Origin of the sequence: Spiroplasma turonicum (assembly GCF_001262715.1) — a bacterium.
GTDB lineage: Bacteria > Bacillota_I > Bacilli_A > Mycoplasmatales > Mycoplasmataceae > Spiroplasma_A > Spiroplasma_A turonicum.
In genome coordinates this window covers 916,409-930,387 of record NZ_CP012328.1, presented here as the reverse complement: position 1 = coordinate 930,387, position 13,979 = coordinate 916,409, and the positions used below count along the sequence as shown (strand labels likewise).

11 protein-coding genes are annotated in these 13,979 nt (G+C 25.4%); 7 read left to right on the top strand and 4 right to left on the bottom strand.

What is annotated here, in order from left to right:
* Window positions 1–130 precede the first annotated feature (130 nt).
* A complete protein-coding gene (locus STURON_RS04075) occupies window positions 131–2,074 on the top strand; it encodes a PTS transporter subunit EIIC (protein WP_075048607.1) in 1,944 nt (647 codons plus the stop codon).
* A 42-nt stretch (window positions 2,075–2,116) separates the two neighbouring features.
* Here STURON_RS04075 and STURON_RS04070 read toward each other — a convergent pair whose 3' ends face one another.
* Complete coding sequence (locus tag STURON_RS04070; RefSeq protein ID WP_075048606.1) at window positions 2,117–3,001, bottom strand: lipoprotein; 885 nt, start codon at window positions 2,999–3,001, stop codon at window positions 2,117–2,119.
* Window positions 3,002–3,131: 130 nt separating this feature from the next.
* Between STURON_RS04070 and STURON_RS04065 the strand changes: the two genes are divergently transcribed.
* Genes STURON_RS04065 through STURON_RS04040 form a run of 6 tightly spaced genes read left to right on the top strand, consistent with a single transcriptional unit; the run spans window position 3,132 to window position 9,304 of the window.
* Window positions 3,132–5,192 carry a DUF2779 domain-containing protein gene (locus STURON_RS04065; RefSeq protein WP_075048605.1) on the top strand — a complete coding sequence of 687 codons (2,061 nt, stop codon included), beginning with the start codon at window positions 3,132–3,134 and terminating at the stop codon, window positions 5,190–5,192.
* Window positions 5,180–6,130, top strand: coding sequence for a methionyl-tRNA formyltransferase (fmt, locus tag STURON_RS04060; RefSeq protein ID WP_236681157.1), 951 nt, complete (start codon window positions 5,180–5,182; stop codon window positions 6,128–6,130). Before STURON_RS04065 ends, fmt begins: the two co-directional genes overlap by 13 nt.
* A 51-nt stretch (window positions 6,131–6,181) precedes the next feature.
* Window positions 6,182–6,739: an elongation factor P gene (efp, locus tag STURON_RS04055; RefSeq protein WP_075048604.1), complete on the top strand. Its 558-nt coding sequence runs from the start codon at window positions 6,182–6,184 to the stop codon at window positions 6,737–6,739.
* A 12-nt stretch (window positions 6,740–6,751) separates the two neighbouring features.
* Window positions 6,752–7,039 carry an MMB_0454 family protein gene (locus tag STURON_RS04050; protein WP_075048603.1) on the top strand — a complete coding sequence of 96 codons (288 nt, stop codon included), beginning with the start codon at window positions 6,752–6,754 and terminating at the stop codon, window positions 7,037–7,039.
* Between the two features lie 16 nt (window positions 7,040–7,055).
* On the top strand, window positions 7,056–7,922 hold the full coding sequence (locus tag STURON_RS04045) for a hypothetical protein (RefSeq protein ID WP_075048602.1): 867 nt from the start codon (window positions 7,056–7,058) through the stop codon (window positions 7,920–7,922).
* Entirely contained in the window at window positions 7,922–9,304 is a 1,383-nt protein-coding gene (locus STURON_RS04040; protein WP_075048601.1) for a M17 family metallopeptidase, read from the top strand. The genes STURON_RS04045 and STURON_RS04040 overlap by 1 nt, the downstream gene beginning before the upstream one ends.
* A 39-nt stretch (window positions 9,305–9,343) precedes the next feature.
* Here STURON_RS04040 and STURON_RS04035 read toward each other — a convergent pair whose 3' ends face one another.
* From STURON_RS04035 to STURON_RS04015, 3 genes are read right to left on the bottom strand one after another with little or no spacing between them, the layout of a single operon-like run.
* The gene (locus STURON_RS04035; protein WP_075048600.1) at window positions 9,344–10,468 is read right to left on the bottom strand and encodes a mannitol dehydrogenase family protein; all 1,125 of its coding nucleotides are present in this window, start codon (window positions 10,466–10,468) and stop codon (window positions 9,344–9,346) included.
* Window positions 10,468–12,330 carry a PTS sugar transporter subunit IIA gene (locus STURON_RS05665; RefSeq protein WP_082236193.1) on the bottom strand — a complete coding sequence of 621 codons (1,863 nt, stop codon included), beginning with the start codon at window positions 12,328–12,330 and terminating at the stop codon, window positions 10,468–10,470. Before STURON_RS05665 ends, STURON_RS04035 begins: the two co-directional genes overlap by 1 nt.
* Window positions 12,308–13,867: a PTS sugar transporter subunit IIBC family protein gene (locus STURON_RS04015; protein WP_201775731.1), complete on the bottom strand. Its 1,560-nt coding sequence runs from the start codon at window positions 13,865–13,867 to the stop codon at window positions 12,308–12,310. The genes STURON_RS05665 and STURON_RS04015 overlap by 23 nt, the downstream gene beginning before the upstream one ends.
* Between the last annotated feature and the right edge of the window lie 112 nt (window positions 13,868–13,979).

The following is a 13,979-nucleotide window of genomic DNA, read 5'->3' as shown; positions in this document are numbered from 1 at the left end:
AATATATATTGATTTTTTCAAATAATTTTAATATTGGATAATGAGATATAAAGTTGGAAAATTTATTGAAATTTATTTTATTAAATGGTATTATTTCTATGAACATTAGTTCGATAGAAAGGATATTATTATGTCAGAGCAAGAAATAAAAAAAAGTTCTAAAAAAGGCAGAAGTTTAAAAGAAGTTTGAACTTGGTCTAATATTAGAGCTGTAACTGGCTCTAATTTATCTAAATTAAGCAAAGCATTTTTATTGCCGATCGCATTACTGCCGATCGCAGGTGTTTTTTTAGGTGTTGGAGCTACAATTGCTGCAAATACTTCTGAGTATACTGCGGGTTGATATATTGGTAAAACTATGAACACTATGGGCGATGTAGCGTTTGGAAATTTACCTATATTATTTGCTGTATCTGTCGCAATTGCTTACACAGATGATTCTGGGGTCGCGGCTATTACTGCAATAGTTGGTTTCTTAGTAATGAATGGAATACAAGCAGCTTTATTAAAACAAAATGATGTTTATGATTGAGCTTGAAAAGTAGGTCAAGATAATAAAACTGCTGGAGAAGCATGACAAAGCGGATTTGTTTGAGATAATGAAGGTGATGGAGGTTGAAAACAATTAGTAAGTTCATCCTATAGTATTTTATGATGGAATGGTGTACCTGCTGGGTTGATAACTTCAAATGTCGGAATAACTTCTTTAAATACTGGAGTTTTTGCATCTATTTTTGTTGGAGCAATTTCTGCTATAATGTATAATAAATTTCATAAAACACAACTACCTGCATTTATAAGTTTTTTCTCAGGTTCTAAATTAGTTCCTATTATAACTTTCTTTGCAGTAATACCGTTATCATTTATTTTTATATTTATATGACCAGCCGTTGGAAAAGGTCTTGAATGATTTGGAACAAATTCAGGAAAATTACCAATTGGTGCTGATTCATTAATTTATGAAGTTATTGAACGTTCGTTAATACCATTTGGTTTACATCACGTTTTCTATGCACCTTTATGATGATCATCTGCTGGAGGTTCTATAATTGATACTCTTGAAAAAGCTTATGAAAATGGGCAAACTACAATTGGTTCAAATGGTGCTAACATTGAAGATGTTATCAGATATTTAAAAGGTCTAGAAGATAAATCACAGTTAATTGGTGATCAATATATGATGTATTGAGTTTTAGGTGCAAAAAATAAGTTATCTGCACTTGGAGGAATTTATGAAAACAGCACTGAACCATTATTGAACTTTGATGATTTAGCACAAATGGGATTAAATCTAGGTAGATTCCAATCTGGTAAATTTGGCTTTATGTTATTTGGTTTACCTGCAGCTGGAATTGCAATGTGATTAAATGTACCTAAAGAAAATAGAAAATCAGTTATGGGAATTTATTTCTCAGCTGCATTTACTAGCTTTTTAACAGGAATTACTGAACCTATAGAGTTTACATTCTTATTTTTGGCACCTTGACTATTCTATGGAGTGCATATGCCATTAGCTGCGATTGCCTTTATGTTAGCAGGTTTTGCAAAAGTTCATGTAAGTATGACTGTATCAGGTGGAATGATAGATTATATTGTATTTGGATTAATACCATTTTATTTAAAAACAAATGCTCATTGAGCAATTGTTATTGGTCTAGGTATGGCTCCAATATACTTCTTTGCATTCTATTTTGCTGTTAAATATGGTAAAGTCCAAGTTCCGGGAAGAGCTGGAGAAGTAAAATTATTTACAAAATCTGATTTTAAATCAAAAAAAGAAAATAAAGATCAAGATGGCGGCAACAAACAAGCAGCAGTTATTAAGGCTACTAAAATAATTGAGTATTTAGGAGGTGAATCAAATATTAAATCTGTTGATTCATGTGCTTCAAGATTAAGAGTAACTGTTATTGATGCATCTATTGTTGATAAACAGGGAATAATGAGCCTTGGTGGTGCCACTGGTATAATTGCAAAAGGTACAAATGTACAAGTTGTTTATGGTGGTGAACAAGAAGTTATAAAACCACATATGAAAGAATTATTAACAAAATTAAGATCAGAAAATAAATAAAAAAAATATTTAGTCTATTAATAATAAACTAAATATTTTTTATTATTTAAGTTCGAAAGTTCCTTTATAAGCTAATTTTTCAGAACCTTTTGTCGCTTTTGCATCTGTTTGTTCAGTTGCTGTATCACCTTCAAGTGTGACATTATAAATTAAAACTGAGAAATCTTTACTATCTTTTGAAGCGTTTATAAAACCTATATATGAGTTAATAGTAAATTTACCATCTTTTTCAGTTTTCTCACCTTTTAAATCTTTTAATTCTTTAAATATATTTTTTAATCCATAAATATATATACTTGCTTCATCGTCATTTTCTTCAACTTGTTTGTTTTTATCTCTATAATGTGAACCTTCAAAATCTAATTTTACATCGTCAACATCATAAAATGATTTTTTATAATCCATTCCAAATGTATTATTTTCATTTATATTTATATCATGGTATGTATTAATTTCACTAATTTCATTATCAGATATTACAGTTGATTTTAGGTAAGTAGTTAATTTAGATTCGTCTTGTTCATCATTAAAAGTTAATTCTTCTGGTTTTTTATCTACAGTTACATTGAATGTTGAAGATACATCTCCATATTTTAAAGTAATTAAAGAAGTTCCTTCTTTTTTACCATTTATTACCAATGTAAATTTACCAGTAGAATTATCATCTTTTTCAGGTGAAGATTCAACTGTTACATTATCATTGTTTGAAGTAGCTGTTAATTTTGTGTCTTTAACAGGATTTGTAATATTAACTTCTAAGTTTTCTATTTTTTCATTCACGCTTAAAAATTGATCATTAATAGCATTAATAGATGGTGTTTTAACTTCGTTACTTGCACTATCATTTTTATTCCCACAAGAAATAACACTACCACTAGCTGAAGAAACAACTCCAATTGCAGCTAAAATTCCTAATAATTTTTTCATAATTCCTCCTTATAATTGAAGTTTAAATAGTTAAACACTATTTAAACTTACATTTTTATTATATCATTTAAATATAAAGAAACTTTAAACAATACACCAAAATAAGTTGTCAATAAAAGGAGTTAAAATTATGGGATTTAAAATATCTAAAGAAGATTTTAAAGTTTATATGAATATATGCCCTAAAATTGCTTGAATATTTCATTCACTTGATAATATGAAAACTACAAAAAAATTATTAGAAAACAATATAATAACAATACACGGAGTTACTGATGAAGAGTTAGAAGACGATATAGATACTAGCAAATTTAGTTTTTTAGATGTTTTTAATAAGTTTTACAAAGACAAGAATTCAATAGACGATATAAACATAGAAAAAGCAATTAAAGATTTTGAATCTGATCCAGAATTTGCAACCTTAGTCCCAAATAATGATTCAGTTGAAGATGGTTATTTAGTAGGGCAAGCAGCAATTGATTATTTCAAGTATAAACTAATCGAGGAAAATAATAAAAATAAAACTGATTTTTCATATAAAGATTTTAGTGAATTTAGTTTTGAAAAGTCTGTAATATTGTCTAAGGAAACATTAGCTGATAATAAAATAAAATATCTTTTCGAACCATCATTTGAATATGACAATAATAGTTATAAAGTTAAATGTGATGTTTTAATAAACAATGGTAATAATCATGTTGTAATTATTGAATTTAAAGCTTCTACTAAATCTAAATTAGAGTATTTTTATGATGTTTTATATCAAAAGTATGTACTTGAAAAAAATGGATATATTGTAGATGATGTAAGAGTTGGTTTAATAAATCCAAATTATATAAGAGGAAGTTTTGAGAATAAAACTGATTTATCTGAAAGTTTTGATATTTATAAAGATGAATGTCCTGATTATGAATCAGAAATTGAACCATTTATGGATAGTTTTACATTACAAGATGAAAAAACTTCAGATATTGAATATAATAAATTAATTAAAATAGTATCATTTTTAGAAAATACAAAAGTACACCCTGATTTTAAATCTTTAATTAATAATATTTTTAATGATACAACTAATTTTAATCTTGAAAAAATATTTTCAGAGATGAAACGTAATTTTACTAATGAATCATTCTTAATGAAAAATGATTGTTATTCACCGAAAATAAATTATAAAACTTTAAGCTGTAGTTGAGTTAATAAAGTGTGTCACCATGTTGTTGATTATTATGATAAAAATGATTATTCCATATACGACTTTTCAACATTTAAATCTAAGGCTGCTAAATTGTATAGTGAATTTGGTGACGAAGTAAATATAATGAATATAAAAGACCCATCAAGTGATTATTATTATATCGATAACAAAGAAGTTTTTAAACAAGACCAAATTAGGCTAATCAATGTAATCAAATCATATATTAAAAGTAATAAAACTGATACATCATGTTTTATTGATAGAGATAGGTTATTTGAAATTTCTGAATTGTTAAATGAATATAGATATAATGAAATATATATGTATGACTTTGAAACAGTTAAATGAGCAATACCTAAGTATAATAATTCTTGGTCTTATCAACAAATACCTTTTCAATATTCTATGCATTCATTTTTGATATCTGATTTTGATTATAGAACAGGGAAGGGTATAAAACATAAGAATTTTATTGCAGATAAACAAAAAGATCCAAGACCAGAATTCTGAACTAATTTTATTAAAGATTGTTTTGAATTTGGTCCAGGTGTTTATGTCGCTTATAATAAAGCGTTTGAAAAAACAGTTATAAAAAATGCTATAATGACATACCCATCACTTGCAAAACCTTTAAAATATATTTATGCAAATACAATTGATCTAATGGAATTTTTCAAGAAGTCTAAAAACAATTGATTAATATATCACCCAAATTTTAAAGGTTCATATTCAATTAAAAAAACGCAACCCGCACTTGCGCCTGAATTGTCTTACAAGGATTTAGTTATAAATAAAGGTGATGTAGCTAGTAAAATTTTTAGACAATATCTTGATAATATAATTTCTCAAGATGAGTATGAAACAATGCTACGACCGTATATGTTAAAGTATTGTGATAGAGATACGCTTGCAATGGTTGCACTATTGCAATCAATTCTTGAGTTAATCAATAAACATTGCATTTTTGAAAAGGGAATATTAAAATGAAAAAAATAATATATTGTGGAACACCTTCAATATCTGTAAAACCTTTACAAGCATTAATTGATTTAGGTTATGAAATTGGCTTTATAATAACTCAACCAGACAAAGCATTAAATAGACAAAAAAAAATCATCGTATCTCCATTAAAAGAATTTGCATTAAAAAATAACATAACTATTTATCAACCTAACAAAGTTATAGAATTATTAGATACTATAATAAATTATGAACCTGATTTCTTAGTAACTTGTGCATATGGTCAATTTATACCAGATAAGATTTTAAATTTATTTAAAAATTGTATAAATGTACATGCAAGTCTACTCCCTTTATATAGGGGAGGTAGTCCAGTCCAGTATTCATTAATGAATGGAGATAAAGAAACTGGAATATCATTAATGAAAATGATAAAAAAAATGGATGCTGGGGATGTATATGTTCAAAGTAAAATTTGTATAAATGAAAATGATGATAATGGAGTTTTATTTGATAAATTATCATCATTAGCATATCAAATTGTAAAAAATAATATAAATCAAATATTTAATAATGAAATTAAACCAAAACCTCAAGATGAAAGCAAAGTTACGTTTGCATACAACTTAAAAAATGAAGAAGAAAAGATTAATTGAAATCAATCTTCAATTCAAGTTCATAACTTTGTAAGAGCATTATCTCCAACACCAATTGCATATACTTTTTTAGAAAATGAAAGAATAAAAATAAAGAAAACTGCATTAATAAAAGATGATGAACCACTTATTATACCTTTAAAACTTTTTTTTCCAGGTGAAATAGTATTAATTGATAAAAAAGGTATTATTGTAGCAACTATGAATGGTTATATTAGAATATTAGAATTACAAAGAGAAGGTAAAAAAATGCTTGAATCTTCAGTTTATTATAAACAACAAAATTGTTTTATTAAACCAGGTATGGTGTTTAAATAATTTAGAAAATTAGTTATAATAAAAATGTTGACATAATAAGGAGAATATTAAATGTTAGTTAATGATTTAAGACCAGGAAATACATTTTTATATGATGGTAATATATTTGTAGTTTTAGAGAACTCATTTTCTAAAACTGGAAGACAACAAGGTAAAGTCTCATTAAAAGTAAAAAATCTTAGAACAGGTGCACGTGTTGATTTAACTTTTACTGGTGGAGATAAGGTTGACAAAGCCCTTATAGAAAAAAAAGATATGCAATATTTATATAATGATGGAAGTATTTGTATGTTAATGGATACTGAAACATATGAGCAAGTTGAAATTGCAAATGAAAAGTTAGAATGAGAGTTAAAGTTCTTGACAGACGGAACTATGGTAAAACTAACAGAATATAACGGTGAAATTTTAGGAATAAGCATTCCTGAGAAAATGGAACTAATAGTTACTGAAGTAGAACCAGCAGTTAAAGGTGATACTACAAGTGGTGCACAAAAAAAAGCTGTTCTAGAAACTGGATTAGAAGTTACTGTACCTTTATTTATTAAAGAAGGTGAAAAAGTAATTATTAATACAAATGATGCAAAATATTATGGAAGAGCAAATTAGGAAGAAGAAATTATGTACATAACTTTAGAAAAAAACTCTTTAGGAGATATTCAAATTGAAGACCAATTAATAAAGAAAATTATTCATAAAGATATAAAATCTAATATAGATGAGACCTTAAATTTAGATGTTAGAGTAGTTTGAGAACACGAAACAACATTATTTATTAATATTGTTATAAATATTGAAGATAGAAATAATTTTAGTATAGATCAAAATAAAATTATTAATTCAACATATGAGTTAATAAAAAAAACAATTGGTATACAACCAAAAACAGTAAGTGTATCTTTTGTATAGTTAGAAAGCGGTTACTATGTTAATTAACAAGTGAAAAAACAAGACTTTTTATTGAGAATTATTTATGTGTGTATCAATATTTTCAATGCTAGTTTTTGTTTATATTGAACATATGGTTAATAAACATTGATTAAGAAATGTGGACTACCCATTCTCACCAGTTTTATTTCAAGGACAGTTTGCAAGTTTTTTTACATTTCAAAGCAATGCATTAGTCGGAGCTTATTTTTTAATAAGGGTTTTATTTTATGATAATCAAATACGTTTTTGTAAAAATAAAACTCTTTTACTCTATGTTACTTGCTATATAACAGTAACATTTATTACTTACACATGTGTTTTGTTTCCAGCAACTTTAAAAAACAGTTATGAAACAAGAACTATTGATTGAATATATTCTTTATTCCTTCACGTAGTAATACCAGTTTCAACAATAACATATACTTTTTTAAATATTGATTTAACGAATTTTAATATAAGAAAATATTTTAAAACATATTTTTGAGGTTATTTTGCATACCCATGAATTTATACATTTTATTTATTGTTTAGAATATTTACATATTTAACAGATGATAGATTTTCTTCAATACCATTTGAAATAGTTTTCCCTTATGCACCAGTTTCTAATAAAACATTTGATTTTGGTAATTCAAATTCTGATGATATTATTGGTAGTATCGTATATACATTTTTTACAATTTTGTTACTATTTGTTGTGGTGCATTTATTATTCGTGGTTGTAAACATAACTTACGTTTTAATATTTTGAAAATTAAGCAAAAAAGGAAAAAGAGAAAATAAAATAAATTTAGAAACTATTAAAGTAAAAAAAAGTGGTAAAGTAATAGTTAATAAGGAAGAAGTAAGAGAGGAAAAATAATGTTAACTTTTAATAAAGAAAAACAAGAATTGACATTAAAATTAGTTCATGAATTAAAAAATCCATTTATAAATAAAAAAAATGGTTCAGTAACTTTAATTTCTGAGGATAAAACATTATATATGTATATAGCTTGTTCAAATGAAAGTAAGCCATTTAAAAACTGTGATTGTTTAAGAAAATTAAAAGAGTATTTAAACAATTTTATATCAACAAATAGTTATAATATAAACATTGATTTAGATACTTTCTTAGAATTCTATTCTGATAAAAAAGAGCGTGCAGCCTTAACTATATTTGATTCAATTTTATATAATGATCATAAAAAGATTAGTAGAAAATCTAATTCAAGTTGTGAATCTAATTATATTTACAATTTAATCACAACTAAACATTTAGATTTAGAATCATTATTTAATGAAAGCATTATAAAAATGGAGTTTGTTAATTTTGCAAGAGATTTACAAGATTTACCTCCAAATGAAGGAACTGCTCCAAAAATAGCTGAATTAATTGAAACTAAGGCTAAGGAAGTAGACGGAGTTAAATGCACTATATTAACAAAAAAAGAAATTGAAAAAATTGGTTTAAATTTATTATTAGCAGTAAACGCAGCTTCAGAAATAGAACCAAGAGTTGTTATTTTAGAGTACAATAACGATTCATCAAAAGAAAAAATTGGTCTAGTTGGAAAAGGAATAACATTTGATTCAGGTGGATATAACTTAAAAGGTGCAGCAGGACTTGCTAATATGAAGTTTGATATGTCAGGTGCCGCTATTGTTTCTTCAACTGTATTAGCTTTAGCAAAATGTAAAGCAAAAACTAATGTTGTTTCGATTTCAATGCTAACTGATAACAGAATTGGTGGTCATGGTACATTAACTGAATCAATTATTAAATCATATAATGGATTAACAGTTCAAATTGATAATACAGATGCTGAAGGTAGACTTGTATTAGCTGATGGTATATCATATGCAGTTAAAGATTTAAAAGTAGATAAAGTATTTGATGTTGCAACACTAACAGGTGCAATGAGATTCTCACTTGGAATTTGACATACTGGGGTATTTACTAAATATGATAGATTATGACAATTAATTGAAAAATCAGCATTTAATCAAAACGAATTAGTTTGAAGGCTACCAATGATTTGAGAACATTTAGAAATTATGAAATCTACACCAATTGCTGATTTAACAAATACTGGTCAACCAAATGCCGGAGCTGGATCATCTACAGCAGCAGCATTTTTAGACTTATTTGCTGAAAACAAGCCTTATTTACATTTAGATATAGCAACCACTGCTCAAGACAAAGGTAGGGGTAAAGCAATTATGTTAAAAACTTTATTTGAACTATTAAAAAATGATTATTAATATAAATAAAACACACAATTAATGTGTGTTTTATTTATATTAATTAGTTATTATTTTGATTAATGAATCATCAATATTATCAACGGTTTTAATTAATATTTCTTCAAGGGTCATACCTTTATTGTGCATCTCAGCAATTAACAAACCATCTGAATCATTAACATTATTATAAGATAGTGCATTTATAATTGTTTCTTTAACATGTTTGCAATCAATATTATTTTTATTTGCAATAATAAATGGCTTAAATATTCTTTCATCTAATTGAATTTTTTTTATTGTATTTCTTGCTACTCTTTCAAAATCATCTTTTATATATTTATTTCTAAATCTTTTTATAACATTTAATTTAAATTCTTTTAGTTTTTCAGAATCATAATTAAATTCTTTTTCTATAACTTTTGAAAGCTCTGATAAATAACTTTCTAAAAAATTTAATAATGTTTGGTCTTCTAAATTATTTAGTGTATTATTAATATATTTATGTTTAAAATTTGATAATTTCCATTCTTTTCATGATATTGAAGCGTGACTACCGTTTAACATTCACACTTTCTTACAAATTTCTGCATCAATATTGTTTGTAAATGTTATTGTTTCTGGCTTAATAATATTATCGTTTCAATTTTTTTCATCTGCAATTCAAGAATAGTAAGGTTCAACTTTAATATTTAAGTCATTGGAAGTGTCGTTTGGAACAATTCTATCAACCATAACATCAACAAAGCTAATAAGTTTTTTGTTAAAATTATAATCATTAAATAAATCATATTCAAAAGATGTTGAAACTTTTTCTCCATTTTCACAGCACATAATAATTAAAGGTTTATTTGCATTTTCTTTTATTTTTATAAAAGATATTAATTGGTTTTTTATATATTTTAAATTATTTGAACCGATAGACGTTGTGATTATATCAATATCTTTAACATTTAATTCATTCTCTATTTCATTTACCAAAACAGCTTTGTAATTTGTTATTTGAGTCGATATCTCATTTTCATCCAATTCTATAACTTGATAACTTTCTTGATTTTTTAATTTGTTAATTAATTCTGCATTGCTATCAGTGAAATAAAATTCTTCTACTAAACCAGTTTTGAATAATATTGGAGCAATAAAACCACGTCCTATATTTCCTGCACCATAATGTAATATTTTCATTATAAATTAAACTCCTTTAAGATTCTATCTGCAGATGGATTTTTTATTAAATCGTTAACAAAATCAATATCCATCATTTTTTCTGCAATATTAGAAAGTATTTCAATATGATTATCAGATTTAGCAGCTATTCCAATAAAGAAATGAACTAAATTTGAATCATAATTAATAGGGTCTTTATAATGTATTACAACAATACCATCCTTTAATACACCAGTATCATTCATTCCATGAGGTATCGCTAAATAATTTCCTATGTAGACTGAAAACTTTTTCTCTCTTTCTAACATTGAACTTATATATGATTCTTCAATATAACCTAGTTCTTTTAAAAGTTTACCACATTGTTTAATTGCTTCTACTTTATCTTTTGCAAACTGGTTTATTTTTATATTTTCTTTTTTTAATATTTCACTTTTCATATTTTCTCCTATAAGTTTTTTATATATTTTTTCTGTTATTATCTTATGAATATCATTTTTTTTACTCAGTAATAATATAATAGGCATTACAATAAAATTATTTAAGTCAAACTCATTTAAGTCTATTGATGAAATTACTAGATCAAAATTCTTAAGATAATCTTTTGAAACTAATGAATAAGGAATATTTTCTACTATAGAATTTCTATACAATGAGTTTAAATGATTCTTTATCATTGCACTTTGGCCCATTCCACCAATGCATATTGTTAAGATCTTTAGTTTTTTTTCATATATGTATGAATCAAATCAAACTAGTATATGAATAAAAATTTCATACTTTAATAATTCTATATTTTTATATTCTCCAAATTTTTCAATCAGTAAATCGTTATTAATATCTCATATTTCTTTATAAATAGTTTTATAGTGTGTTAGGTTTCTTATATATTCTTCAATTATAAAATCATCAGTGTTATCAATTATAATATTTGAACTAATATGGTTTTTAATTCTCTCTAAAGTATCTAAGCTTAATTTCAATTTTTTATTAAATAGATTAGAAATTTTAACATCTAATAAATTTATATAATCAGTTAAAATTTCTTCTTTTTGCGAACTTAAACATTTATAAAAAAACTTTTCATAACTTTCATCTGAATAAATATCTTTTATTAAATTAATAAATTCATTATAATATTCAATATTATCTATGTTATTTAATAAAATGCTATTTTTTGGATGGTTCATTCAGAATGTAAGCTTTATAGACATTATTATCAAGTTTAAATTTGAAATATTAACTTGATTAGAGGTAAACTCTAATAACCAGTAAAATATTTTATTATATATATCAATCTTATATTTTAACTTTAATGATCTATAAACATAATTAGAAAAAAGTTTTTCAATCTTATTTAATTTCAAAATTGAGTAAACTTTTTTAAATAATACATATTTTGTAATTATATCAATTATTATTTTTATTTCTTGATCAATTAAAATATCTTCAAGTTTGATTCCTTGTTTCGTTATATTTATTGATAGATTATATTTTTTTAAAATAATGTCTAAGTCATTTAAGTCTTCATCTATTTGATTTAGAGATACATCTAAATCATCTTCAAGATCTGATTTAGTTACTAATTTATCTTTTAATAATGTTAAAAATATATATAATAATCTTTCTTCTTTTAATAATAAGCTTTCATCTAATTGGATCTTAGACAAAATATTTTCTGTTATTCCTTCAAATTTGATTTCATACTCATTATTAGTAAGTTTAAAATTACCATATTCTTTTATAAAATTATTTATATCATCAATATCTCTAGTCAATGTTTTTTCACTAATATCGAAATATTTTATTAAAACGTTAATATCAACTTTTCTATAATTAATTATTGTATTTAATATTCTAAGTTGTCGTTCTTTCTTCATTTTTTATCTCTAAGTTTTCTTTAAATTCTAAAATTATTTTATCATAAAACGATTTATCTAAAAAGTTAGAGATACTTTTATGAATTGCATTAGGTGCTTTTTGTTTTGCATAATCAGATAGTTGTTCTTGAGTTATTACAAACATTGCATCATTTGGTAATTCCTTTACTGGATAGTTTACAACTTCAATATTAATATTATTCTCTTTAAGTTTTTTTCTTAAAACAGAAGCTCCCATTGCACTAGAACCCATACCAGCTTCACATGCAAATATAATTTTTTTAACGTCTTGTAATTTTGGTAAATCTGTTAATTTATTAGTTTTAACATATTTACTTTCTTTACCTTTTAAGTCTTGCATTTTTGCTGCTGCTTCTTCATATGAAGTGCTCATTTTTTTGTATTTTTTTCTCATTATAAAATGAATCAAGAATCCTACCAATGCAGTTGTACCACAAGAAGCTGCTATTCCTAAAAATACCCCTGCATAATTCATGGCACCTGGTGCAATAAATATTGATATTGCAATAATAGATCCTGGTGATGCTGGTGCTATTAAACCTGCATCAAATATTTGGAATATTGCATCTCCAACTAGACCACCAGCTATTAGAGCGAATATCATTTCTATTTTCATTAGTATAAATGGGAAGTATACTTCATGTATTCCACCAAAGAAATGTATAATTGATGCACCTGCAGCATTACCTCTTTGTTTTTTATCAAAAATCATAAATGTTATTAATGCACCAAGACCTGGCCCTGGATTAGCTTCAAGTAAATATAATATTGATTTTCCATAAGTTCTTGTTAATTCTAATGATAGTGGGGTAAATACACCATGATTAATTGCATTGTTTAAAAAGAAAATTTTTGCAGGTTCTACTATTAACGCTGCTAAAAATATAAGTTTATTTGTAATTAGAACTCTTACCATTTCTGCAAGTGCTCAAGTTATTGAGTTAAATATATAAGGCATTCCATAAAATGCTCCAACACCTAATCCAAATGCTAAAAATCCCATTACAAAGTTATTTACAAGCATTTCAAATCCTTGTTTTACTCTACCTTCAAGTAATTTATCTACACCTTTTAATATTCCAGCTGATGCTGGTCCAACAATCATTGCTGAAAGTAACTGCGGTGATGCAGATGACCCTTCAGCAAACCCAGGGTTATATTGGTTACCCATTATAACTGCAAATACTACAAATGTGGCTATAAATCCACCTCTATCTTTATGAACCAATCTTCCTGCATTAAATCCAATTAGTACTGGAATTAAATAAGTTATTATATTTCCAACAATATATTTTTCAATTGCTTCAACAGGTGTTCAACCTTTTTCAATAAAGAATGCAGTTAATAGTCCTCATGCTATCATAAGACCGATAATTGGCATTATCATGGAACTTAATCATCCACCAAACTTTTGGACTCTTCGCATTGCAATTCTTTTATTAAAATTATTCTTCATAAACAAAGCAAACTTATTATTAGTTTCTCTGTTGTTGATTTCTTTAATAATTTCATCCATAAAATCAACTCCTTTCATTTTTATTATTTAATATTTATAAGTATATTTAAATGTTAGGGTAAATCTTTTTTGTCTATTAATTAGACAAATTATTAATTGTAGTATAATTATT